22 protein-coding genes, 1 tRNA gene and 1 pseudogene are annotated in these 24291 nt (G+C 68.0%); 13 read left to right on the top strand and 11 right to left on the bottom strand.

Features of this window, described 5'->3' with window-relative positions:
- The first annotated feature begins 2 nt into the window (after positions 1-2).
- The 4 genes from ACWPN7_RS00830 to ACWPN7_RS00815 are packed head-to-tail and all read left to right on the top strand — an operon-like array spanning position 3 to position 3305.
- Positions 3-776 (top strand): ABC transporter ATP-binding protein, encoded by a 774-nt coding sequence (locus tag ACWPN7_RS00830; protein ID WP_459197622.1) that lies wholly within the window; start codon positions 3-5, stop codon positions 774-776.
- Positions 776-1522 carry an ABC transporter permease gene (locus ACWPN7_RS00825; RefSeq protein ID WP_456530861.1) on the top strand — a complete coding sequence of 249 codons (747 nt, stop codon included), beginning with the start codon at positions 776-778 and terminating at the stop codon, positions 1520-1522. The genes ACWPN7_RS00830 and ACWPN7_RS00825 overlap by 1 nt, the downstream gene beginning before the upstream one ends.
- A 7-nt stretch (positions 1523-1529) precedes the next feature.
- Positions 1530-2507, top strand: a complete 978-nt coding sequence (locus ACWPN7_RS00820; RefSeq protein ID WP_149651098.1) for an ABC transporter substrate-binding protein — start codon at positions 1530-1532, stop codon at positions 2505-2507.
- 18 nt (positions 2508-2525) lie between these two features.
- Positions 2526-3305 (top strand): 3-oxoacyl-ACP reductase, encoded by a 780-nt coding sequence (locus tag ACWPN7_RS00815; RefSeq protein ID WP_459197621.1) that lies wholly within the window; start codon positions 2526-2528, stop codon positions 3303-3305.
- A gap of 121 nt (positions 3306-3426) precedes the next feature.
- Here ACWPN7_RS00815 and ACWPN7_RS00810 read toward each other — a convergent pair whose 3' ends face one another.
- Entirely contained in the window at positions 3427-3633 is a 207-nt protein-coding gene (locus ACWPN7_RS00810) for a DUF6494 family protein (RefSeq protein ID WP_459197620.1), read from the bottom strand.
- A gap of 147 nt (positions 3634-3780) precedes the next feature.
- On the opposite strand from ACWPN7_RS00810, the gene ACWPN7_RS00805 reads away from it, so the two are divergent.
- The 4 genes from ACWPN7_RS00805 to chrA all read left to right on the top strand — a co-directional run bounded on the left by ACWPN7_RS00805 (position 3781) and on the right by chrA (position 7629).
- On the top strand, positions 3781-4122 hold the full coding sequence (locus ACWPN7_RS00805) for a PepSY domain-containing protein (RefSeq protein WP_145705736.1): 342 nt from the start codon (positions 3781-3783) through the stop codon (positions 4120-4122).
- Between the two features lie 5 nt (positions 4123-4127).
- On the top strand, positions 4128-4787 hold the full coding sequence (locus ACWPN7_RS00800) for a response regulator (protein ID WP_145705734.1): 660 nt from the start codon (positions 4128-4130) through the stop codon (positions 4785-4787).
- Positions 4784-6145, top strand: a complete 1362-nt coding sequence (locus ACWPN7_RS00795; protein WP_459197619.1) for a sensor histidine kinase — start codon at positions 4784-4786, stop codon at positions 6143-6145. The genes ACWPN7_RS00800 and ACWPN7_RS00795 overlap by 4 nt, the downstream gene beginning before the upstream one ends.
- Positions 6146-6237: 92 nt before the next feature.
- The gene (gene chrA / locus ACWPN7_RS00790; RefSeq protein WP_459197618.1) at positions 6238-7629 is read left to right on the top strand and encodes a chromate efflux transporter; all 1392 of its coding nucleotides are present in this window, start codon (positions 6238-6240) and stop codon (positions 7627-7629) included.
- Between the two features lie 25 nt (positions 7630-7654).
- Here chrA and ACWPN7_RS00785 read toward each other — a convergent pair whose 3' ends face one another.
- The 8 genes from ACWPN7_RS00785 to ACWPN7_RS00750 form a co-directional block, all read right to left on the bottom strand.
- Positions 7655-8605 (bottom strand): hypothetical protein, encoded by a 951-nt coding sequence (locus ACWPN7_RS00785; protein WP_459197617.1) that lies wholly within the window; start codon positions 8603-8605, stop codon positions 7655-7657.
- Positions 8606-8742: 137 nt separating this feature from the next.
- Positions 8743-9252, bottom strand: coding sequence for a calcium-binding protein (locus ACWPN7_RS00780; RefSeq protein WP_492273085.1), 510 nt, complete (start codon positions 9250-9252; stop codon positions 8743-8745).
- A complete protein-coding gene (locus ACWPN7_RS00775) occupies positions 9233-9343 on the bottom strand; it encodes a hypothetical protein (protein WP_456526177.1) in 111 nt (36 codons plus the stop codon). Before ACWPN7_RS00775 ends, ACWPN7_RS00780 begins: the two co-directional genes overlap by 20 nt.
- Before the next feature lie 485 nt (positions 9344-9828).
- Entirely contained in the window at positions 9829-9999 is a 171-nt protein-coding gene (locus tag ACWPN7_RS00770; RefSeq protein ID WP_014198041.1) for a hypothetical protein, read from the bottom strand.
- A 100-nt stretch (positions 10000-10099) separates the two neighbouring features.
- Complete coding sequence (locus ACWPN7_RS00765) at positions 10100-10768, bottom strand: glutathione S-transferase family protein (protein ID WP_014198042.1); 669 nt, start codon at positions 10766-10768, stop codon at positions 10100-10102.
- 101 nt (positions 10769-10869) lie between these two features.
- Positions 10870-11355 carry a GNAT family N-acetyltransferase gene (locus ACWPN7_RS00760; RefSeq protein ID WP_459197616.1) on the bottom strand — a complete coding sequence of 162 codons (486 nt, stop codon included), beginning with the start codon at positions 11353-11355 and terminating at the stop codon, positions 10870-10872.
- Between the two features lie 187 nt (positions 11356-11542).
- Positions 11543-16090 (bottom strand): glutamate synthase large subunit, encoded by a 4548-nt coding sequence (gene gltB / locus ACWPN7_RS00755; RefSeq protein WP_040133879.1) that lies wholly within the window; start codon positions 16088-16090, stop codon positions 11543-11545.
- Positions 16091-16197: 107 nt separating this feature from the next.
- The gene (locus ACWPN7_RS00750; RefSeq protein WP_459197615.1) at positions 16198-17646 is read right to left on the bottom strand and encodes an NAD(P)-dependent oxidoreductase; all 1449 of its coding nucleotides are present in this window, start codon (positions 17644-17646) and stop codon (positions 16198-16200) included.
- 392 nt (positions 17647-18038) lie between these two features.
- On the opposite strand from ACWPN7_RS00750, the gene ACWPN7_RS00745 reads away from it, so the two are divergent.
- Positions 18039-18839 carry an undecaprenyl-diphosphate phosphatase gene (locus tag ACWPN7_RS00745; protein ID WP_492273084.1) on the top strand — a complete coding sequence of 267 codons (801 nt, stop codon included), beginning with the start codon at positions 18039-18041 and terminating at the stop codon, positions 18837-18839.
- A 21-nt stretch (positions 18840-18860) separates the two neighbouring features.
- On the opposite strand, the gene ACWPN7_RS00740 is transcribed toward ACWPN7_RS00745, so the two are convergent.
- Both ACWPN7_RS00740 and ACWPN7_RS00735 read right to left on the bottom strand, forming a co-directional pair.
- The gene (locus ACWPN7_RS00740; protein ID WP_103040699.1) at positions 18861-20036 is read right to left on the bottom strand and encodes an MFS transporter; all 1176 of its coding nucleotides are present in this window, start codon (positions 20034-20036) and stop codon (positions 18861-18863) included.
- Positions 20037-20209: 173 nt separating this feature from the next.
- The gene (locus tag ACWPN7_RS00735) at positions 20210-21199 is read right to left on the bottom strand and encodes a complex I NDUFA9 subunit family protein (RefSeq protein ID WP_456530831.1); all 990 of its coding nucleotides are present in this window, start codon (positions 21197-21199) and stop codon (positions 20210-20212) included.
- 229 nt (positions 21200-21428) lie between these two features.
- Between ACWPN7_RS00735 and ACWPN7_RS00730 the strand changes: the two genes are divergently transcribed.
- From ACWPN7_RS00730 to lptC, 4 genes and pseudogenes are all read left to right on the top strand, one after another.
- Positions 21429-21515 (top strand) — tRNA-Leu (locus tag ACWPN7_RS00730).
- A 123-nt stretch (positions 21516-21638) separates the two neighbouring features.
- Complete coding sequence (locus ACWPN7_RS00725; protein ID WP_040133875.1) at positions 21639-22265, top strand: ribonuclease D; 627 nt, start codon at positions 21639-21641, stop codon at positions 22263-22265.
- 288 nt (positions 22266-22553) lie between these two features.
- Positions 22554-23469, top strand: a pseudogene (locus tag ACWPN7_RS00720) (KpsF/GutQ family sugar-phosphate isomerase).
- 26 nt (positions 23470-23495) lie between these two features.
- Positions 23496-24257 carry an LPS export ABC transporter periplasmic protein LptC gene (lptC, locus tag ACWPN7_RS00715; protein WP_103040697.1) on the top strand — a complete coding sequence of 254 codons (762 nt, stop codon included), beginning with the start codon at positions 23496-23498 and terminating at the stop codon, positions 24255-24257.
- Positions 24258-24291: the final 34 nt, after the last annotated feature.

Below are 24291 nucleotides of genomic sequence, written 5' to 3'. Positions count from 1 at the left end.
CCATGCCCTTCGTCAGCATCGAACAGGCCGGCTACGGCGTCCCGAGCGGCGGCACCATCCTGGACCGCATCGACTGGGCCATCGGGGAGGGCGAGTTCCACGCGCTGGTCGGGCGCAGCGGCTGCGGCAAGACGACCCTGCTGAAGCTGGTCGCCGGGCTGCTGGCCCCCTCGACCGGAGCCGTCCGCATCCAGGGGCAGCCGGTGCAGGGGCCGGGCGCCCAGGTCGGTTTCGTCTTCCAGGCGCCGACGCTGCTGGAGTGGCGGACGGTGCTCGACAACCTGCTGCTTCCGGTGTCGCTGACGCGTCGTCCGCAGCCGGCGGACCGCCGCAAGGCGGAGGAGCTGCTGGAGCTCGTCGGACTGTCCGGGCTCGAAGGGCGCTACCCCAGCCAACTGTCGGGCGGGCAGCAGAGCCGCGTCGCGCTTGCCCGCGCGCTGGTCACCGAGCCGCCGCTGCTCCTGCTCGATGAGCCCTTCGCCGCGCTCGACGCCATCACGCGGGAGGAGTTGCAGGACGACCTGCTGAAACTCTGCGCCCGGCACCGCACGACGGTGCTGTTCGTCACCCACGACATCGCGGAGGCGGTCTATCTGGCCGACCGGGTGGCGGTGATGGAGGGTGGGCAATTGCGCCACGCCCTGCCGGTGCCGCTGGCCCGCCCGCGCGGGCGCGACGTCCGCTACAGCCCCCGCTTCAACGCCCTGTGCCTGGAGCTTCGTCACGCCATGGACGGCAAGACCGACAGCGGCGTGGCGCTGGAGCGCGCGTCGTGATGGTCCGTGCCGCCTCCGCCCTGCTGCTCGTCCTGCTGCTGGCGGGGTGGGAGGTCTATTGCCGGGTGGCGAAGGTGTCGGCGCTGGTCGTGCCGCTGCCCTCGGCGGTGCTGCGCACGCTGTGGGACGGGCTGGCCGGGGGATACCTGCTGCCGCATCTCTGGGTCACCACGGCGGAGATGGCGATGGGCCTCGCCGCCGGCTGCACCGTGGGCTTCCTCGCCGGGGTGCTGCTGGCCGAGGTGCCGGTGCTGCGCCGCCTGTTCTACCCCTACATCCTGGCCAGCCAAGTGGTGCCGAAGCTGGCGCTGGGGCCGCTGTTCATCGTCTGGTTCGGCTTCGGCATGACCTCCACCGTCGTCATCACGGCGCTGATCTGCTTCTTCCCGCTGCTGGAAAACACCATGACTGGCCTTCAGCAGGTCGATCCCAACAAGCGGGAGCTGTTCCGGATGCTGCGGGCGACGCGCCTGCAAACCCTGCTGCGCCTCAAGATTCCCTCCGGCCTGCCGGTGATCCTGGCGGGCCTGCGCGTCGCCGTGGTGCTGGCGCTGGTCGGCGCCGTCGTCGGCGAGTTCATCGGGGGCCGGCAGGGGCTGGGCGCCTCGATCATCGCGGCGCAGGGGATGATGGATTCGACCATGATGTTCGCCCTGTTCATCGTCATCACGGTGCTGGGCATGATCGTTTATCAGGCCGCCGCCGGGCTCGAACGGTGGCTGCTGCGCCGTCCGTGGAAAGGATAATCACACGATGTTCGGGTTCCTGCGCACTTTGGGTGCCGTCGCCGTTTCCGCCTTCCTGTTGTCCTCCCCCGCGCTGGCGCTCGACAAGGTGACCGTGGCGGGCTGGAGCCAGCCGATCAGCGAGATCACCAACCTGCTGGCCGAGCCGGACAAGGGCTTCTTCAAGGCCAAGGGGATCGATCTCGGCTATGTGCCGGGGACCGGCGGCGGCTCGGCCATCCAGAACATGCTGACTGGGCAGGCCGATGTGGCCTTTACGGACCCGGCCTCCTTCTATCTGGCGCTCGACAAGGGCGAGAAGCTGATCGCCATCTACAACATCTACCCGCAGAACGTCTTCAACGTGGTGTCGCCGAAGGAGCGCAACATTACCAAGCCCGAAGACCTCAAGGGCAAGCGCATCGGCGTCTACAGCCTGTCCAGCGGCACGCGCCAGAACCTCCAGGTGCTTCTGCATCAGGTGGGGCTGAGCGAGAAGGACGTGACCATCGAGGTGACCGGCCTCCTGAACTTCGCTCCTGTGATCCAGGGGCAGGTGGACGCCACCGCGGCGACCGACACCGGCCTGCATGTCGGGCTCCAGAAGGGGCTGAAGGACATCAACGTCATCGAGGTCAAGGACACGCTGAATCTGCCCAGCGACATCTTCGTGGTGACGGAGGAGACCTACCGCACGAAGAAGGACGTGCTGAAGCGCTTCCTCGCCGCTTACCGCGACAGCGCCGCCTGGATGATCGCCGAGCCGGAGGAGGCCGCCCGCCTCGCCGTGACCCGCGCCATCAACGGGCGGGACGAGGCCACCAACCTCGCCATCATCAAGCTGCGCAACGCCTCCAGCGTGTCGGAGACGACCAAGGCGAAGGGCCTCGGCCACTTCGATCCGGAACTGATGCAGAAGGGGGCGGACACCTTCAAGCAACTGGGCCTGATCGGGACGGACCTCGACATGGGCACGCTGGTCCAGTCCGACCTGATCCCCGAGTAAGGAAGGCTTAAGCCCGCCATGGATTTCCGCGACAGGACCGTCCTCGTCACCGGCGCCAGCCGCGGCATCGGCGCCGCCATCGCCAAGGCCTTCGCAGCGGAGGGGGCGGCGGTTGCCGTCAATTACCTGCAAAACGCCGATGCGGCGGAGGCGGTGGCGGCGGCCTGCCGCGATTTGGGCCGCGGGGCGGGCGGCGACGCCTGGGCGGTGCAGGCCGACGTGACCGACGCCGACGCGGTGGCACGCATGGTGGAGCGCACGGCGGAGGAGTTCGGCAAGATCGACGTGGTGGTCAACAACGCCTTCCGCCCCTACGCCTTCGACCCGGAGAAGCGCACGCTGTTCTGGGACACCGACTGGGCGGACTACCGGGGGCAGGTGGATGGCGCGCTGCTCGGCACCTACAACGTCTGCCGGGCGGTGCTGCCGGTGCTGCGGCGGCGGCCCGGCGGCAGCATCGTGAACATGGCGACCGACCTCGTCGCCCGGCCGACCGTGCCCTATCACGACTACACGACGGCCAAGGCGGCGCTGGTCGGGTTCAGCCGCAATCTTGCGGCGGAGCTGGGGCCGCTGGGCATCCGCGTCAACTGCGTGGCGCCGGGGCTGGTCTACCCCACCGACGCCAGCCGGGCGACGAAGGAGGACGTGAAGGACGCCATCGTCGCCCAGACCCCGCTGCGCCGCATCGCCACGCCGGAGGACGTGACCGGTCCCGTGCTGTTCCTGGCGTCGGGCTGGAGCCGGTTCATGACGGGGCAGGTGCTGTATGTGGACGGGGGGTTGGTGATGGGGTGACCCTTGCCCCCACCCCAGCCCTCCCCCGCTGCGCAGGGGAGGGGGATTCTGGCCCTCCCCTGCGCAGCGGGGGAGGGAGGGACCCGCGAAGCGGGAGGGTGGGGGCAACCGGTGCCGACGCCTACTCCAACGCGATCTCCCCCTTGATCTCATGCTCCAGCCCGATGCCCTCGACGGTCAGCACGACGCGGGCCTGGAGCGCTTCGTTGCCCTTCAGCTTGCCGGCCTCCATCGCTTCGGTCACGGCGCGCTCGATCTCGCGCTGCGAGGTGACGCCGACGACCTTCAGGTACTTCCGGATGCCCATGTTGAAGGTGTCGTGGTCCATGATGCTCCTCCCTCTCTGATCGCTCCCGAAGACAACCGTCGCGGCAACGCTTTGTCCCATATCCCTTTGCCCCCCGCGGCCCATTCAGGTGCCGTTCAGCCGGCTTTGTGCTAACTGGGAACGTCCATTCGCCCGCCGGTTCCGACCATGAACGCCGTCCGCACCGTCCTGCTGTCCCTAGCACTTCTCGCCGCCACTCTGCCGGCGGGGGCCGACGACGACCGCGACCATGAGCGGGCGCGGGAGGCCTTCCGGTCGGGCCGGGCGATGCCGCTGGAGGCCATCGTGGCCCGCGCGCAGGCCGATTTCCCCGGCGACATCCTGGACGTCGAGTTCGAGGATGAGGACGGGCAGATCGTCTACGAGATCAAGACCATCACCGCCGAAGGCCGTGTCCTGAAGCTGAAATACGACGCCGCCACCGGCGACCTGCTGCGGGTGCGCGGGCGCAATGGGAAAGGCGAGGGCGGCCATCATGGGAAGAGGTGAGCGCCATGCGCCTGCTCGTCGTCGAGGATGATCCGGCGCTCGCCCGCCAGCTCGCCGAGCGGCTGGAGGGCGAGGGCTACGCCGTGGACCGCGCCGCCGACGGCGAGGAGGGGCAGTTCCTCGGCGAGACCGAACCCTACGACGCCATCGTCCTTGACCTCGGCCTGCCGCGGGTCGACGGACTGACGGTGCTGCGCTCCTGGCGCGCGCAGGGGATCACGGCGCCGGTCATCATCCTGACCGCCCGCGGCGCCTGGACGGAGAAGGTCCAAGGGATCGACGCCGGGGCCGACGACTATCTGGCGAAGCCCTTCAGCATGGAGGAGTTGCTGGCCCGCATCCGGGCGCTGATCCGCCGCTCCAAGGGCCACGCCTCGGCGGAGATCGCCTGCGGCGGGGTGGTGCTGGACACCCGCTCGGGCCGGGTCACGCTGGACGGGCAGACGGTGGATCTGACCGGGCACGAGTTCCGCGTGCTCGATTACCTGATGCATCGCAAGGGGCAGCTCGTCTCCCGCACGGAGCTGACCGAGCACATCTACGCCCAGGATTTCGACCGCGATTCCAACACCATCGAGGTCTTCGTCGGCCGCCTGCGGCGCAAGCTGGGCGCCGACCTGATCAAGACCGTGCGCGGGCTCGGCTACAAGCTGGAGGCGCCGTGAGCGGGGGCGGGCGGCGGCTGACCGGGTCGCTGCGCTTCCGCCTGCTGGCCGGGGCGGCGGTGTGGATCGCGCTGGCCCTGGCGCTGGCCGGGCTGGTGCTGTCCGGCCTGTTCCGCGACCATGTGGCCCGCCGCTTCGAGGCGGAGCTGACCAACCATCTGGACCAGCTCGCCGCGCTGATCGAGCTGGGGGCGGACGGCGCGCCGCTGCTGCGCCAGCCGCTCAGCGACCCGCGCTTCCGCCGGCCGCTGTCGGGGCTGTACTGGCAGGTGGGGCCGGGGAATGCGCCGCTCCTGCGCTCCCGCTCGCTGTGGGACGAGGCGCTGGCTCTGCCGCCGGACGAGGTCGCCGACGGCGACATCCACCGCCACAGCGTCGTCGGACCCGCCGGACGTCATCTGTCGGTGCTGGAGCGCGCCGTGACCCTTCCCAACGGAACCGCACCCCTGCGCATGGCGGTGGCGCAGGACGAGGCGGAGCTGCGGGCGGTGGTGGCCGACTTCAACCGGGTGCTCTGGCTGTCGCTGGGGGCGCTGGCGCTGGCGCTGATCGCCGCGGCGATGGTCCAGGTGTCGGTGGGGCTGCGCCCGCTGGTTCGGCTGCGCGCCGAGTTGGCCGCGGTGCGGGCCGGGCGCCGGAAGCGCTTCGGCGGCGACTCCCCGCGCGAGGTGCAGCCGCTGCTCGACGACCTGAACGCCCTGCTCGACCATTCGGAGGAGGTGGTGGTCCGGGCGCGGCTCCAGGCCGGGAATCTCGCCCACGCGCTGAAGACCAACCTCGCCGTGCTGGCGAACGAGGCGGAGGGGGAGGCGGCCGCCCGGCGGGTGGCGGAGATGCGCCGCCACATCGACCACCACATGGCCCGCGCCCGAGCCGCCGCCGCCCGCGGCCTGCCCGGCGTCGCCACCCCGGTGGCCGACAGCGCCGGGGCGCTGGCGCGGGTGATGGAAAAGCTCCAGGGTGGGGTCCGGGGCAGCGGCCGGGTGACGGTCACCGTCCGCGTCCCGCGCGAGCATGTCTTCGCCGGGGAGCGCGAGGACCTCGACGAGATGCTGGGCAACCTGCTGGACAACGCCATGACGTGGGCGGGATCGCGGGTGGAGGTCGCGTCGCGGCTGGAGGCGGGCGGGATGCTGGCGGTGGTGGTCGAGGACGACGGGCCGGGCCTGCCCGCCGACCGGCGCGACGCCGTGCTGGCCCCCGGCGTGCGGCTGGACGAGAGCACGCCGGGCAGCGGCCTCGGCCTTGCCGTCGTGCGCGACGTGGCGCGGCTCTACGGCGGCGACCTGCGGCTGGGCGATTCGCCGCTCGGCGGGTTGCGGGTGGAGCTGGTGCTGCCGGCGGCGGCGCCCTCCTGACCGGCACAACATTACCGTCACATCTCCGCGCTGGCGGCGGACCGTCCCTTGTGGTCTGAATGGTGCCCCTTCGCGTGCTCCGGAGACGACGGATGACCCAGGCGGACAGCGCCAACGCACCCGGTGTGGACACCGCCGGCCACGGGGTGAGCCTCGGCGAGGCCACGCGGGTTTGGGCGCGGATCGCGGCGCTGAGCTTCGGCGGGCCGGCCGGCCAGATCGCCATGATGCACCGCATCGTGGTGGACGAGAAGAAGTGGATCGGGGAGGAGCGGTTCCTCCACGCCTTGAACTACTGCATGCTGCTGCCGGGGCCGGAGGCGCAGCAGCTGGCCGTCTACATCGGCTGGCTGATGCACCGGACGGTGGGCGGGTTGATCGCCGGCGTCCTGTTCGTCCTGCCCGGCGCGCTGGCCATCATGGTGCTCAGCCTGCTCTACGCGACGCTGGGAAACACCGGGCCGGTGCAGGGGCTGTTCTTCGGGCTGAAGGCGGCGGTGCTCGCCGTCGTGCTGGAAGCGGTGGTCCGCGTCGGGCGGCGCACGCTGAAGAACGGGGCGATGGTTGCCCTGTCGGCGGCGGCCTTCCTCGCGATCTTCGCCTTCAATGTTCCGTTCCCCCTGATCATCCTGACCGCCGCCCTGATCGGTCTGGCCGGGGCGCGGCTGGGCGTCTCCGCCTTCCGGCCGATGCCGCACGGGCCGGCTGCGTCCACGCACGGGAGCAGCCTTCTGGGCGAGGAGACGCCGGACCACGCCCGCCCGTCGACCGCCTGGTCGCTGCGGGTCGGGGCGGTCTGCCTCGCCCTGTGGCTGGGGCCGGTGCTGGCGCTGCTGCTGACGCTGGGGCCGGACAACACGTTCACCGGCATCGCCGTCTTCTTCTCCAAGATGGCGGTGGTGACGTTTGGCGGCGCCTACGCCGTGCTGGCCTATGTGGCGCAGCAGGCCGTGGAGACCTACGGCTGGCTCTACCCCGGCGAGATGCTCGACGGGCTGGGCATGGCGGAGACGACGCCGGGGCCGCTGATCATGGTGGTGCAGTTCGTCGGCTTCCTCGGCGCGCTGCGTGATCCGGGGGCGCTGCCGCCGCTGCTGGCCGGGGTGCTGGGCGGGCTGCTGACCACCTGGGTCACCTTCGTGCCCTGCTTCCTGTGGATCTTCCTCGGCGCGCCCTATGTCGAGGCGCTGCGCGGCAACCGGATGCTCGGCGCCGCCCTGTCGGCGATCACCGCGGCGGTGGTCGGGGTGATCCTGAATCTGGCGGTGTGGTTCGCCCTGCACACGCTGTTCGCCCGCCTGGAACCGGTGTCCTTCGCCGGCATGGCGCTGGACCTGCCCGTTCTCGCCAGCGTCAACCTGCCCGCCCTGGCGCTGACCGTGGCGGCGGTGCTGGCGGTGTTCCGCTTCAAGGCGGGGATGCTGCCCACCCTGGGCGCCTGCGCGCTGGTCGGGGTGGCGCTGCGCATGGCCGGGGTGGCGTAGCAGGAGCCCTACACTTTATAAATGATCAGTAGCTGGCTCGCAGGCCGCGCCAATACTGGCGGGCTGCCTCTGCGTCCTCACCGAAGGCGTTTCCCTTCAACGGTCCGATGGCAGACCCGACGTTGGTCAGGAAGTCGGTGTCGATGACACGGCCATCGGTACCGGAAACTGCCCCCGCCGCCGAAGGTTGTGCGGTTATCGGCTGAATGAGCGCCTGATCCAATGAGAATTCCCGGTCCTTCGAGACTGTATGCGTCTGCGGGAGACCGGTACGCTCGGCCACCAGCGACGCGGCGTCACGCTCACCCATCGGGCGCAAAGCCTTGTCGATGGCCGACAAATCGACACCTGCGGCTTTCAGCTTGTAAACGGCGTCGGTTTCGCCGCGCGTCGACATCAGGCGGGATTCCCCTGGGTCAATCGGTTGGAACGGGTTGACGACGCCGCTCCCGCCAGCCAGCAACCGAGCGTTTGGCATCAATGCCTTGAGTTGGTCGGACAGAGCGGCGTAATCGTCGGAGCCATCCTGCCCGCTCTGCAGCAACGCGGACAACTTCTCCATCATTCCCGCCCGCTTTTCCGAAGCCGCGCGCAGCGCCTCCCTGAAATCGGAAGACGTCGCAGAACCGCTGGAGAACAGATCGGCGTTGTCATTGTTGGCCATGCGGAAGGTTGCCGCATAAGCGCCGAGACGTGCCTCCTTGGTTCGTTGCTTCAAAGCGTTGTGCACATCCTCGCCAGAGAGCGCGCCGCTGTCGACGAGAGAGGAAAGCTGAGACCGTGTCTCAACCGACAACGCGTTGAAGGCGTTAAGTGATTCATCACGAAGGGCCGAAGCCAACGGGCTGAATGACACTTGGTCTGTTGGCGCCGGAATTCCAGCAACCGTCTTTGGTGATGCGGATGTCGCTTGGGAGAGGGAGTTGAGGCTCTGTACCGAACCGTTCGTCAAATTCGATGTTCCCAGCACGTTCATCGTCGCATCCTCCTTCGCCATGTCCAGCAGGGGCAGTTACTCGACTGACGTCATGCAAGCTGGAGCCCGCCTGCAACGCAGGCTCCAGCTACGGCGAATGACCGGTTGTCGAAAAACTCAGTTGATGATCAGCCAATTTAGGCGAATTGCACATCCCAGCTGTTGAATATCGCGGCGTCCCAAGTGGTGATCTGACCGCCGTTGAGGACGGCATATTCAATTGTACCCACTCCTGGATTGCCCTGATTCGTCAGCATGCCACGGATGACAATGCCATTATCGAAGGTCCCGTCGTCCCACTCACCCGGTTGGAAAATGTATAAAGTCGAACGGTCTCCAGCCCAGTAGAGGTTGAGCGTCGTCGCATTGTACATGAACAGGGCGTCAGCATTTCCAAATTGGTCGCCAGACATGTCGTCGATTACGGTCACGCCACCAAGCGCGAAGTTATGGAAGTAATAATCATTGCCGGACCCGCCGTAAAGGTAGTCGGCGTAGTTCGCGAAATCACCCGTTCCAGAGTTGCCGCCACCGAAGAGTGTGTCATTGCCGTTGTTGCCGTAAAGCACGTCGCTCCCAGCGCCACCATCCAATACATCGTTGCCGTCGTCGCCCCAGAGTTTGTCGTTACCCCCCGAAGCCCTCAAGGGTATCGTTGCCCTGCAATCCAACGATGGTGTCGTCCCCTGCGGAACCCTGCAGGGTATCATTGCCGGCAGTCCCAATGACGGTGCTCATCCGATGCTTCATTAATTTTATAGTTGTGCAAAACATCACGCTTCACCCTTATAAAATGCATAGATGCGAGTTTAAGTCTATAAAAAAGATGAAATCATTCAATCAATAACCATTAGATTGTGAATTAATGCGCGACACAGCGAATTCGCACATTCGCGAGGTGAATTTTCAACGGAATCGATCCGTGAGATGCTTTGCAACCGTCACGGGGAAATGATCTGCGCCTCATGGCGTGGCAGGGGGAAGCAAGGGCGGGTGGCGGATCCACCGGCCCACGCTTTCGACAAAGGGCGGCCGGAAACCGCGCGGCTCGTGACTGGACACTGGCGGACGATTCACCGGGTCGGCGGTTCAACAAGGAAACCCATGGCCACCCACGGTCAGCCGAGCCGCCAAGTCTGCGCTGTTCCTCCCAAACATGTCCGGGCACACATGGCAGCCTGTCGCCGCAGGCCGCGCCGGGGAGGGCGCGGCCCGGGCCCGGCTCAATGCATCTCCTGAACCTGGGCGATGCGTTCGGTGATTCCTTCGAGGCGGCGGGACAGCTGGTCCTCGTCCTCCGGCGCGATCTGGCCCTTGCGTTGGGCAAGCCGCAGGGCCGCTTGCGCCTCCTCCAGGCAATCGAGCGTGTGACGCACGTAGTCGTGTTGGGCCATGCCCCCATCCTCCTCTGCCGTTCTGCAACCAAAGCGAAACAGACCGGTACGGATGGGGTTCCCTCCTTTGGCGGGGCCTATCCCGGTCGGACAGATCGGGTCAGAAATCCAGGTCGGCGTAATGGCGGGGCGGCGGGCAGCCGGGGATGCTGTCGGTCAGCAGGCCGCGGAAGCTGGGGCGCGATTTGATGCGGGCGTACCAGTCCTTGGCCTCCGGCACCTTGTCCCACGGCACGTTGTCCACGTAATCGACGCAGGACAGCGCCGCCGCCGCCGCGATGTCGGCCACCGTGAAGCTGGAGCCGGCCAGCCAGGGGCGGCGTTCCGACAGGAAGGCGATGTATTCCATGTGGTACTGGATGTTCGCCAGCCCGGCGCGGATCGCCGGGGCGTAGGGATGGCCCTGGCCGGACAGCCGCTTGATCAGCTTCTCGCCGACCAGATTCTCGGTCACCTCGCGGTCGAAGGTCCGGGTGAACCAGTCGACGATCCGGCGCACCTCGGCGCGGGCTGCCACCTCCCGCGGCATCAGGGCCACGTCGGGATAGGCCTCCTCCAGATACTCCAGCACGGGTAGCCCGCCGGCCACGACGGTTCCGTCCTCCTCCACCAGCACCGGCGGCTCGCCGGCGGGGTTCAGCATCAGGAAATCCTCGCGCCGTTCCCACGGCTTCTCGATGACCGTGTCGAAGGGAAGACCCTTCTCGGCCAGCATCACCCGCGCGACGCGGGACAAGGGATGGAGGGGGTGGTGATGGAGTGTCCGCATGCCGGGCCGGACTGTAGCGTATGGGGAGCGTGGAAAACAGTCTGCGCTTTGGCTTGTGACGCCGCTCCTTCGGCTTATGGATTAACCGTGCCGAGGGGGTGTCAAAGGGCGGATTTGCGGTAGACCACCAGGGGTTCCGCATCCCCTCCGGTTTCGGTGGCGGGCACCGGGGTCCAGCCGTTGTGCTCGTAGAAGGCGCGGGCCGCCGCGTTGCGCGAGGCGCAGGCCAGTTCGGCGGAGCCGCGCAGCAGAGTCAGCGCCTCGCGCAGCAGCGCGCTGCCGATGCCCCGTCCCCGCCACTGCGGGTCGATGAACAGGGTGTGGATGAAGCGCTCGCCGGCATCGACGGAGACGAAGCCGACTACCAGCCGGGTCGTCGCCCAGGCACCGGCTCCGGCACCGTCCAGTTCGGCCACCAGCACCTCTTCCCCGTCCACGCAGTCGTAATAGTCGTCCAGGCCGAACCGGTCCTCGGGTTGCCAGGAAAAGGCGGCGCGGCGCCCGTGCAGGAAGATGTCGGCACAGCGTGGCCCGTCGGCCGCCGTGGCGAAGCGAATGTCGATGCGCAAGCCGTCCTCTGCCGGCATGACGCCCTCCCGTGTGGTTGCGGATGCCCCCAGGCGGTCCTAACAACCCGTGCCGCACCAGATTATTCCAAGAACCGGCGCCATGAAAAGGACGCCTGCGCCGCCGCCGACGTGAAAAACGGCGGCCCGGTTACCCCGGACCGCCGTTTGCGTATGCACAATCCACTGGGGATTTACTGCTTGGGTCTTACTCCGCCGAGATGGCCTTCGGCAGATGGACCGGCACTTCCAGACGGTTCAGCATTTCCTTCGGAACCACCTGCCAGAACTTGGTCACCTCACGCGCCCAATCGTTGAGGATCTCGGCGGCGAAGCGGCTCTGCGTCTCCGTCACATGCTCCTCGATCAGGTGCTTGAGCTGGCTCTCGTAATGGCCGACCTCGATGCGCTGGAAGATCACGCTCTCGTCGTTGATGTACAGCGGCAGACTGTCGTCCAGGTCGTAGACGTAGGCCATGCCGCCCGTCATGCCGGCGGCGAAGTTGTCGCCGACGCGGCCGAGGATGACCGCCGTGCCGCCCGTCATGTACTCGCAGCCGTTGGAGCCGCAGCCCTCGACCACCACGGTGGCGCCGGAGTTGCGGACGGCGAATCGCTCGCCGGCCTGGCCCGCGGCGAACAGCTTGCCCGCCGTCGCGCCGTAGAGGACCGTGTTGCCGATGATCGTGTTCTTGTTGGTCTCCAGCGGGCTGGAGGTCGTCGGACGGACGACGATGGTGCCGCCCGACAGGCCCTTGCCGACGTAGTCGTTGGCGTCGCCCATCACCTCCAGCTTGATGCCCTGCACCGCGAAGGCGCCCAGCGACTGGCCGGCGGTGCCGCGCAGGCGGATGGTGATGTGACCGGGCTGCAGCCCGAACATCCCGAACTTGCGCGTCACCATCGAGGACAGCCGCGTGCCGATGGCGCGCTGCGTGTTGCGGGCGTTGTAGGCGAGTTGCATCTTCTCGCCCTCCTCGAACAGCGGGCGGGCGTCGGCGACGATGCGGGCGTCCAGCGTGTCCGGCACCTCGTTGCGGCCCTGCAGCGTGCAGTAGCGGGCGTTCTCGCCGGGATCGACCTGGGCCAGCAGCGGGTTCAGGTCGAGGTCGTCGAGATGCTCGGCGCCGCGGCTGACCTGATGGAGCAGGTCGGTGCGGCCGATCACCTCGTTCAGCGAGCGGAAGCCCAGGCCGGCCAGGATCTCGCGCACTTCCTCGGCCAGGAAGGTGAAGAGGTTGACGACCTTCTCCGGCGTGCCGACGAACTTCTGGCGCAGCTTGTCGTCCTGCACACAGACGCCGACCGGGCAGGTGTTGCTGTGGCACTGGCGGACCATGATGCAGCCCATGGCGATCAGGCTGGCCGTGCCGATGCCGAACTCCTCAGCGCCCAGCATGGCGGCGATCACGATGTCGCGGCCGGTCTTCAGGCCGCCGTCGGTGCGCAGCCGCACGCGGTGGCGCAGGCGGTTCAGCGTCAGGACCTGATGCACCTCCGACAGGCCCATCTCCCAGGGCAGGCCGGCGAACTTGATCGAGGTCTGCGGGCTGGCGCCCGTGCCGCCGCTGTTGCCGGAGATCAGGATGATGTCGGCGTTGGCCTTGGCGACGCCCGCGGCAATCGTTCCGATGCCGGAACGGCTGACCAGCTTCACCGTCACTTTCGCATCCGGGTTGATCTGCTTCAGGTCATAGATGAGCTGGGCAAGATCCTCGATCGAATAGATGTCGTGGTGCGGCGGCGGGCTGATGAGCATCACGCCCGGCGTCGAGTGACGCAGCCGTGCGATCATCTCGGTCACCTTGAAGCCGGGGAGCTGGCCACCCTCGCCGGGCTTGGCGCCCTGGGCGACCTTGATCTCCAGCTCGCGGCACTGGTTCAGGTACTCGGCGGTGACGCCGAAGCGGCCCGAGGCCACCTGCTTGATGGCGCTGTTCCAGTTGTCGCCGTTCTTGTCCGGGCGGAAGCGCGCCGGGTCCTCGCCGCCCTCGCCGCTGTCGGACTTGGCGCCGATGCGGTTCATGGCGACGTTCAGCGTGCCGTGGGCCTCAGGCGACAGGGCGCCCATGGACATGCCCGGCGTGATGAAGCGCTTGCGGATCGCGGTGATGCTCTCGACCTCGTCCACCGGCACCGGGGCCTTGGTGGAGCGCAGCTCCAGCAGGTCGCGGAGCTGCATCGGCGGGCGCTTGTTCACCTGCTCGCTGTACTTCTTGAAGGTGGTGTAGCTGTCGTTGGTCACCGCCTGCTGCAGCGTGTGGATCACGCCACCTTCCCAGCCGTGGCGGTCGCCCGACTTGCGGAAGCGGTAGAAGCCGCCGACCGGCAGGGCCACGACCTCCTCGTTGTAGGCGGTGGCGTGCTGCTCCAGCACCTTCTTCTGGATGCCGTTCAGGCCGATGCCGGAGATGCGGCTGACCATGGCCGGGAAATGCTCGGCGACCAGAGCGCGGGACAGGCCGATGGCCTCGAAGTTGCCGCCGCCGCGGTAGCTGCTGATGACCGAGATGCCCATCTTGGACATGATCTTCAGCAGGCCGTCGTCGATGGCCTTCTTGTAGTTGGCCATGCCCTTTTCCAGCGGCATGGCGCCGAACAGGCCGCGGCGGTGACGCTCGGCGATGGCCTCCTGCGCGAGGTAGGCGTTGACCGTGGTGGCGCCGACGCCGATCAGAACGGCGAAGTAGTGGGTGTCCAGGCCCTCCGCCGTGCGCACGTTCAGCGAGGTGAAGGTGCGCAGGTTGGAGCGGATCAGGTGCGTGTGCACCGCACCGGTGGCGAGGATCGCCGGGATGGCGGCGCGCGCCGGGCCCATCGCCTCGTCGGTCAGGATGACGTGGGTGGCGCCGCCGCGAACGGCGTCCTCCGTCTCCTGGCGGATGCGGCGCAGCGCGTCGCGCAGGGCCTCCGGACCGCCGTCGACCGGGAAGGTCGCGTCGATCTCGGCCGCCGTGTCGCCCATGTAGTCGCGCATGGCGCGGAACTCGGCGGTCGTCAGGACCGGCGATTCGAGCTGCAGCAGGCGGGTCTGCGTCTCGTCCTCGTCCAGGATGTTGCCGAGGTTGCCGAGCCGCGTCTTCAGGCTCATCACCCGGCGCTCACGCAAGCTGTCGATGGGCGGGTTGGTGACCTGGGAGAAGTTCTGGCGGAAGAAGTGGTGCAGGCCACGGTACTTGTCGGACAGCACGGCGATGGGGCTGTCGTCGCCCATCGAGCCGATGGCCTCCTTACCGTCCTCCACCATCGGGTGCAGGATCAGCTCCATGTCTTCCATGGTCAGGCCGAAGGCCTGCTGGCGGCGGCGCAGTTCGGCCTTGTCCATATCCGACGGCTCGCCCTTCAGCGAGGCGGTCTTGACCAGCTCGTCCAGGTGGGTGGTGTTCTGCACCCACTTGTCCCACGGCTTCAGCGTGGCGAGATGGTCCTTCAGCTCGCGGTCGCGGTAGAGCTTGCCGGACTGGAGGTCGACGGCGATCATCTCGCCCGGGCCGAGGCGGCCCTTCTCGATGACCTGGGTCTCGTCGATCTTCACCATGCCCGTCTCGGACCCGCCGATGATCAGGCCGTCGGTGGTGATCGTGTAGCGCATCGGGCGCAGGCCGTTGCGGTCCATGCCGCCGACGACCCAGCGGCCGTCGGTCATGGCCAGCGCCGCCGGGCCGTCCCACGGCTCCATGACGGAGTTGCAGTACTGGATCAGCGCCTTGTGGTTGTCGGGCGTGGTCTGCGAGCTGGTCAGCGCCTGCGGCACCAGCATCATCTTGACCATCGGGGCGGTGCGGCCGGCGCGGACCATCACCTCGAACACGGTGTCGAGCGAGCCGGAGTCCGACAGGCCGACGCCGATCACCGGCTTCAGGTCCTGCATGTGGGTGCCGAAGGCCGGATGCTCCATCCGGGTCTCGTGCGCCTTCATCCAGTTGACGTTGCCCTTGACCGTGTTGATCTCGCCGTTGTGGGCGAGCATGCGGAAGGGCTGGGCCAGCGGCCAAGTCGGGAAGGTGTTGGTCGAATAGCGCTGGTGGTAGATGGCGAAGTCGGACTCGAAGCGCTCGTCCAGCAGGTCCGGGTAGAAGGTGGTCAGCTGCTCGGCCAGGAACATGCCCTTGTAGATGATCGAGCGGGCGGACAGCGAGCAGATGTAGAAGTCGTTGATCTGCTCACCCTTCACCGCCTTCTCGATGCGGCGGCGGATGATGTAGAGGTCCAGCTCGAACTGCTCGTCGGACACGCCCTTGTTGTTGCCGACGATGATCTGCTCGATCTCCGGACGGGTGGCGTTGGCCTTCTCGCCGATGATGTCGACGTTGATCGGCACCTGGCGCCAGCCGTAGATGTAGTAGCCGAAGGCCAGGATCTCGGTCTCGACGATGCAGCGGCAGGCTTCCTGCGCGTCCAGGCTGATGCGCGGCAGGAAGACCTGACCGACGGCCAGCTTGTTGTCCGGCGCGCGGTGGCCGATGACCTTCACATGGTCCTTGAAGAACTTCTGCGGCACGGCGACGTGGATGCCGGCACCGTCGCCCGTCTTGCCGTCGGCGTCCACGGCGCCGCGGTGCCAGACGGCCTTCAGCGCCTCGATGCCTTTCTCGACCACCGAGCGGCGGGGCTTGCCGTCGATCGCGGCGATGAAGCCGACGCCGCAGGCGTCGTGCTCATCCTCCGGGTTGTAGGCGTTGGCAGTGGTCAGCGCCGCGGCGTTGGCGCGGAAGTCGGCGACGAACTGCTCACCCTGGTTCAACTCGGTGGTCATCGGTGGACCCTTTCAATCAGTCTGTTCGGAAGGGGGACTTCGCCCCTTCACCCCCGCCAGGAGCCGAAATGGACCCCTGGAACCCGCGGAATTATGGATTGCTTAGCTTATTCAGCCGCGACGGCGACCGGCGCCTCGGCCTTTGCCTTGGCGTAGGCGTGGATGCCCTCCGCCGCGTCGCGGCCGTCGCGGATGGCCCACACCACCAGCGAGGCGCCGCGCACGATGTCACCGGCGGCGAACACGCCTTCCAGGTTGGTCATCTTGCTGCGGTGGTCGACCAGCAGCGTGCCCCAGCGGGTGACCTTCAGTTCCGTCTCGCCGAACAGGGCGGGCAGGTCCTCGGGCTCGAAGCCGAGCGCCTTGATGACCAGATCGGCCTGGACGGTGAACTCCGACCCCTCGATCACCTGCGGGGTCTGGCGGCCGGTGGCATCGGCGACGCCCAGATGGATGCGCACGGCGCGCACCCCGGTTACCACCGTATCGCCGGTGAAGCCTTCCGGGGCGGCCTGCCAGATGAACTCCACGCCCTCTTCCTCGGCGTGGGCGACCTCGCGCTGCGAGCCCGGCATGTTCTTGCGGTCGCGGCGGTACAGACACTTGACCGACGTGGCGCCCTGGCGGATGGCCGTGCGCACGCAGTCCATGGCGGTGTCGCCGCCGCCCAGAACCACCACATGCTTGCCCGCGGCGTTCAGGGAGCCGTTCTCGTACGCCTCCACCGTGTCGCCCAGGCTGACCTTGTTGGAGGTGGTCAGGTAGTCCAGCGCCGCCACGATGTTGCCCAGGCCCGAGCCCGGCGCCTTGATGTCGCGCGCCTTGTAGACGCCGGTGGCGACCAGGACGGCGACGTGCTTGCGGCGCAGCTCCGGCAGGGAGGCGTCGCGGCCCACCTCGAAGTTCGGGTGGTAGATCACCCCGGCGTCGGCCAGCAGCTGCACGCGGCGCTCGACCACCGACTTCTCGAGCTTGAAGCCGGGGATGCCGTAGACCAGCAGGCCGCCCATGCGGTCGTAGCGGTCGTAGACATGCACCTCGTAGCCCTTGGCGCGCAGCTCCTCGGCGGCGGCGAGGCCGGCGGGACCGGCGCCGATGACGCCGACCGAGACGCCCAACTCACGCGACGGCTTGCGCGGCTTCACCCAGCCCTGATCCCAGGCGGTGTCGTTGATGTACTTCTCGACCGAGCCGATGGTGACGGCTCCATGGGTCGACTGCTCGATGACGCAGTTGCCCTCGCACAGGCGGTCCTGCGGGCAGATGCGGCCGCAGATCTCCGGGAAGTTGTTGGTGGCCTGGGAGACCTCGTAAGCCTCCTCCAGCCGGCCTTCGGAGGTCAGCTTCAGCCAGTCGGGAATGTTGTTGGAGACCGGGCAGTGCACCTGGCAGAAGGGAACGCCGCACTGCGAGCAGCGGTTGGCCTGCTCGTTGGCGCGCTCGTCGCTGAAGCGGGCGTAGATCTCGGCGAAATCCTGGCGGCGCTCCGCGGCCGGGCGTTTGTCGGGCATCCGCTGCGCGGTGTGCACGAAGCCCAACATCCTCTGGTTCGCCATAACGCCTGCTCCTTCTTCCCGTGTCCCGTGCATGGGGACGGCGCCGGCGGCCGGGCGACCCTTCTTCGTGCCGGTGGGGCATGGCGAGGGGCGTGGCCGCAGTGAAAACGAAAGCCCGCGGTCACGCGGTCTGAACGTCATATACCGCAAGAGAAGACACCGCGCGAGCATATTTTCATCGTTAGGACAGCATAGCTGACCAAACTGTGACTCGATGCCGCGGAGGCTTCCGTAGACGGCGGGAGTGCCCGAAAAACAAGCAAGAATATTAGGTCCGATTCGGTACTATCGCCCAATTCGGGGTATCGCCCCATGGGTCGTCGCCTTCGCCATGTTGCACTGCTATAAGCCGGACATTGCCATCCGCCATCCTGTCAGAGGCCACGCGCCGCATGCTGATCGACCAATATCTGGACGCCGCTCTGCTCGGCCTGATCGAAGGGCTGACCGAATTCCTGCCGGTCTCGTCCACCGGGCACCTGATCATTTTCGACACCCTGCTGGGCTTCGAAGGGCCGCCGGGCAAGGTGTTCGAAGTGGTGATCCAGCTCGGTGCGATCCTGGCGATCTGCACGGTCTATTTCGCACGGCTGTGGAACGTGGTCACCGGGCTGAAGGACGATCCGGGCGCCCGCCACTTCGCCATGGCGGTGATCCTGGCCTTCCTGCCGGCCATGGTGCTGGGGGCGGCGCTGCACGGCGTCATCAAGGCGGTGCTGTTCAACCCGACGGTGGTCAGCGTCGCGCTGATCCTGGGCGGCGTCGGCATCCTGATGGCGGAACGGCTGGTGCCGGTCGCGCGCTACCACCAGATCGAGCGCTTCCCGGCGCCGCTCGCCTTGAAGATCGGCCTGTGCCAGTGTCTGGCGCTGGTGCCGGGCGTGTCGCGCTCGGGCGCCACGATCATCGGCTCGCTGCTGATGGGTGTGGACCGGCGAACCGCCGCGGAGTTCTCCTTCTTCCTGGCGATCCCGACCATGGCCGGCGCCACGGTCTACGACCTCTACAAGAACTGGAGCCTGATGAACGTCAACTCCGCGCTGCTGATCGGAGTCGGCTTCGTCACCGCCTTCGTCGCGGCGGCGCTGGTGGTGAAGGTGTTGGTGGACTTCGTCGGGCGCTACGGCTTCGCGCCCTTCGCCTGGTACCGCATCGCCATCGGCACAGGGATGCTGGCGTTCCTCTATCTCTGAACGAAACCCCTCCCGCGCGCCTCAGCCCTGCCGGGCGACGGCGCGCGAGGAGGCCGCGGCGATGACCAGCGCCAGCGCGGCGACCAGGGCGAAGGAAAAGCCCACCGTGCTGGCCTCCGCCACGAATCCCAGAAGGGCCGGGCCGGTCAAAACCCCGGCGTAGCCGAGGGTCGCCACCGCGGCGATGGCCTGACCGGCCTCCCCCTCCGCCTTGGCCCCGGCGGCGCTGAACAGCACCGGCACCACGTTCGACAGGCCGAGCCCGGTCAGCCCGAAGCCGGCGACCGCCACCACCGGTCCGCCGCCGGTCAGCGCGACCGCCAGCCCGGCGAAGGCCAGCACCGCCCCGGCGCGGACCAGCAGCGGCCCGCCGAAGCGCTGGCGCAGCCGGTCGCCGCAGAAGCGGCCCACCGCCATGGCGCCGGAAAAGACAGCGAAGCCCAGCGCCGCGATCGACGCCGCACCCCCCAGATCCTCGCGCAGATAGACGGCGCTCCAGTCCAGGATCGCGCCCTCGCTCATGAAGGCCAGGAAGGTCAGCGCGCCCAGCAGCAGCGTGCCGCGGTCGGGCAGGGCGAGGCCCGTCGGCTCCGCCTGCTGATCGGCACTTCCGGGCAGGAAGCGGCGGTGCAGCGCGAAGAACAGGGCGAGCAGCGCCGCCGCGAGGATGGAGGCCTGGACCGGCGGCGGCAGGATCTGCAGCAGCAGGCCGCCGACCCCGGCGCCGAACAGGCCGCCCAGGCTCCACATGCCGTGCAACGACGACATGATCGGCCGCCCAAGATGGCGTTCCACCAAGGCGCCGTGGGCGTTCATCGCCACGTCCATGGTGCCGCCGGCCGCCCCGAACAGGAACAGCACGGCGCACAGCGACAGCAGGTCCGGCATCAGCGCCGGCAGCGGCAGGATCAGGGCGAAGGCCACGGCGGTGATCCGGATCACCGGGGCGCTGCCGACGCGGCCGAGCAGCGGGCCGGTGCCGACCATGGCGGTCAACGCCCCGGCGGCGAGGCAGAGCAGGGCGACGCCGAGCACGCCGGGGCTGAGGTCCAGATGATCCTTGATCGCCGGGATCTGGGTGGCCCAGACGCCGAAGACCGAGCCGTTGACGAAGAAGGCCGCCAGGGAGGCCAGCCGGGCGCCCGGGGCGCGGTCGGCGAATTCCCGTATGGTGAAATCCTGCGTTGCGGCCTGCATGATTCTCCGCGCCTCTTCCGTCGCCCCGATGAAGGGGCCAGATGCGGCAGGCGGGCGCGGGAATCAAGGCCGCGCGCCGCAGGGCACCCTTGCGCGGGTTCGCAGGAACCGAAAACGGCGAAAGCTCCGGCGGCGAGCCGAGGCTTTCGTGTCGATGGCGCGGGCCTGTAGGGTCAGTGCGCGCCGGAATGGTTGCCGGCGTCGCGCGGCATCGTGTTGGAGCGGCCGCCGACGATGAAGCGCGACAGGTAGGTCGGCAGGACCACCTCGCAGCTCGACAGGTTGGTGATGCCCAGCTCCTTGAAGCCCGGAGCGCCGGCGGCGGCGACGTTGTCGGTCCGCAGCATCTCCACCTGATCGCGGGTCAGCGGCGGGGCGACGATCGGCGGCACCTTCTCGAGCAGGCCGCCCAGCGTCTCCGCGATGTTCCAGGGAACCGGCACGAGGAAGCGCTTGCGGCGGATTTCCCGCAGCATGAGCTGCATCAGCTCCTTGAAGCTGTAGACGCGGGGGCCGCCCAGCTCGAAGGTCCGGCCGGCGGCCGAGTCCAGCGTCACGGCGGCGGCGATGGCGTCGGCCAGATCGCCGACATAGATCGGCTGGAACTTCGTCGTCCCGCCGATCAGCGGCAGCGCCGGGGAAACCTGCGCCATGGCGGCGAATTTGTTGAAGAAGCCGTCCTCCGGCCCGAAGACGATGCTCGGGCGGATGATGGTGGCGCCGGGGAAGGCCTGCATCACCGCCTGCTCGCCCGCCGCCTTGGACTTGGCGTAGGCCGAGGCGGACTTGGCGTCGGCGCCGATGGCCGAGACGTGGACGAGACGGCGCACGCCGCTGGCCTTGGCGATGCGGGCGATGCGCGCCGGGGCGTCGACATGCACGGTCTGGAAATTCCAGGCCCCGCGCTCGTAGAGCGTGCCGATCAGGTTGATGACGGTGTCCGCGCCCTGGATGGCCCGCGCGACGGACTGGTCGTCCTTCACGTCGGCGGCCATCGGCACGATCTGGCCGACCGAACCGGCGGTCTTCAGGAAGTTGGCCTTGTTCGGATGGCGCGACACCACGCGCACGATGGCGCCGGTCTTGGCGAGGCGGCGAATGAGATGGCGGCCGACGAATCCCGAACCGCCGAACACCGTGACCACTTCAGAGCGATAGGACATCGACCTTCTCCCGTGCCGTTGGGCCCGCAAATTCTTCCCTGCCGGGCCGCCCGCCGACGGGGCGGGGCGACCGGATCGGGGGTTGCTTATATAGAAACCTCCCAGAAGAGGCTAGGGCCTGACGCGCCGCCCGCGGCCCATTTCGCGCCCGGCCGGGCTTTCGGCGCGAAAGTGAAAAAAAGCTGTTGACGGGTCTCCGCCGGACGGCTACATAAGCGGCCCACACCGAGCCCAGGTGGCGGAATTGGTAGACGCGCAGGTTTCAGGTACCTGTGGCAGAAATGTCGTGGAAGTTCGAGTCTTCTCCTGGGCACCATATCTACCCGGCTGCGCCGCATGCTACGGTCCTCCCCCAGCGGGACGGAAAGGTAGCAGAGCGGCGTTCGTCGTTTCTAGGGTCCGTGGCCGGGGGCCGTCCTATTGAGCGGGAAGCCACCCAATGCCCATCGACCTCCATGACGGCGACCTGCCGGACGGTCTCGACCTGAAGTCCCTCGCCCGCGGCGGCGCCGTCGCCATCGACACCGAGACCATGGGGCTGAACCCCCACCGCGACCGGCTGTGCCTGGTCCAGCTGTCCCCCGGCGACGGCACGGTGCATCTGGTCCAGTTCCGCAAGGGCGAATACGACGCTCCGAACCTGAAGCGCCTGCTGACCGATCCCGAGGTCACCAAGCTGTTCCATTTCGCCCGGTTCGACGTGGCGGTGATGCGGGCCTATCTCGGCGTCGCCTGCCAGCCGGTCTACTGCACCAAGGTGGCGTCCAAGCTGGTCCGCACCTTCACCGACAAGCACGGGCTGAAGGATCTGGTGAAGGACCTGCTGGGGGTGGAGCTGTCCAAGCAGCAGCAGTCCTCCGACTGGGGTGCGGCTGAACTGACGCCGGAGCAGATGAAATACGCCGCCTCCGACGTGCTGCATCTGCACGATCTCAAGGAGAAGCTCGACGTCATGCTGGCGCGCGAGGGGCGGACCCATCTCGCCAAGGCCTGCTTCGACTTCCTGCCGGCCCGCGGGGAACTAGACCTCGGCGGTTGGGAACAGCCGGACATTCTGTCGCATTGATTGGCCATCGTCTTGAAAGGCGGCCCGGTGGAATAGGCCGGGACCTTCGGACGTTGATTTGACCGGACGCGCGCGGGTGGGCATACTGCCCGCGCGGCGGCTGGCCCGTTGTCGCGGATACGCGCGCTGCCAGTCGGAGTACCCATTTTCGGCCCGATGGGCCAACCAGAAGAGGCATGCACCGCCTTGACGAGCCTGACCGCAACCAGCCGGATCGATAGCCCGGCCGACTGCCCGCCTGACGCCGCGGCCGGCCGCGACATCGCGAGCGCCCGGCGCGTCCTGCGGATGGAGGCCGACGCCCTGACCGCGCTGGCGGACGGGCTGGACGGCGCCTTCGTGCGTGCGCTGGACCGTCTGGCCGGGATCGCCGGGCGTGTCGTCGTCTCCGGCATGGGTAAGTCCGGCCATGTGGCGCGCAAGATCGCCGCGAACTCTGGCCTCCACCGGCACGCCGGCCTTCTTCGTCCATCCGGGCGAGGCGAGCCACGGCGACCTCGGCATGATCGCCCGGCAGGACGCGGTCATCGCCCTGTCCAATTCCGGCGAGACGCACGAGCTGTCGGACATCGTCGCCTACACCCGCCGCTTCGACATTCCGCTGATCGGCATCACCCGGCGCGCCGGTTCCTCCCTGGCCGAGCAGGCCGACGTCGCGCTGGTGCTGCCGCCGGCGCCGGAGGCCTGTCCGCTGGGGCTGGCCCCGACCACGTCGAGCACGATGATGCTGGCGCTGGGCGACGCCCTGGCGGTGGCGCTGCTGGAGCGGCGCGGCTTCACGGCGGCGGATTTCAAGCAGTTCCACCCCGGCGGCCAGCTCGGCCGGGCGCTGTTGAAGGTGACCGACGTGATGCACAAGGGCGACGATATGCCCCTGTGCGCCTTGGATACGCCGCTTTCCACCGTCATATTCGAGATGACGGCCAAGCGGCTGGGTTGCGTCGGCGTGGTGGACGCCACGGGCGCCCTGGCCGGCGTCATCACGGACGGCGACCTCCGCCGCCACCTGACGCCGGAGCTGTGGGCGGAGCGCGCCGACAGCATCATGTCTCCGCGGCCCAAGACGATCCGCCCCAAGGCGCTGGTCGAGGAGGCGCTGCGGGAGATGAACGAGAAGCAGATCACCAGCCTGTTCGTGGTGGAGGCGGACCGGCCGCTCGGTGTTGTGCACATTCACGATTGCCTGCGCGCCGGGGTGGCGTGACGGGCAGCCGGAGGACGGTTGACGCCATGGACAGCGACCTGAAGGATCGGACGGTGAACACGAAGGAGCGGCGCGCCGATGCGCCTTCCCTCGCCGCGCAGCTCATGGCCATGCCGGGGGCGAGGTCGTCGTCGGCGGCGGCTGCGACCGACGACGGCGAGGCGGCCAAGCGCGTCCACCAGCGCCGGAAGATCCGGCCGGTCAGCCGGGTCTACAGCCGTTTCGTCACCGGAATGAAGTTCGTGCTTCCGGCGCTGGCGCTGGCGGTGATGGCGCTGATCGCCGTCTGGCCCTCGCTGACCGAGCTGCCCAGTCTGCGCATCTCCGCCGACAAGGGCCAGCTTGAGATGATCAAGCCGCGCTACATCGCGGTGGACGAAGACAACCAGCCCTTCTCGCTGGTGGCGGCCAAGGCCGACCGCATCGCCGACGAGCCGGACATCGTCCTGCTCGACCAGCCGGAGGCCGAGATGACCCAGACCGACGGCACCTGGGTGACCATGCGCTCCGACAAGGGTTGGTACAATCAGGTCACCGGCATCCTGAAGATGCGGGGCCATGTCCGCGTCATGCGCGACGACGGCAACGAATTCACCACCGAGGAAGCGGACTCCGACATCCGCAAGGGCACCGCCTGGGGCGATGTCCATGTCGTGGGCCAGGGGCCGCAAGGCGTCATCAACGCCGAAGGCTTCCGCCTGTCCGACCGTGGCAAGACGATGGTGTTCCTGAACCAGTCCAAGGCCGACGTCCAGGCCGCCGAAAGCCCCGGAGGAAAGACGCGTTGAGTGCAGTCCCGCCGAGTGTCGCGCCGTCGAGTGA

The organism is Azospirillum sp. UENF 312511 (genome assembly GCF_058780635.1).
This window is presented reverse-complemented; position numbering and strand designations above follow the sequence as displayed.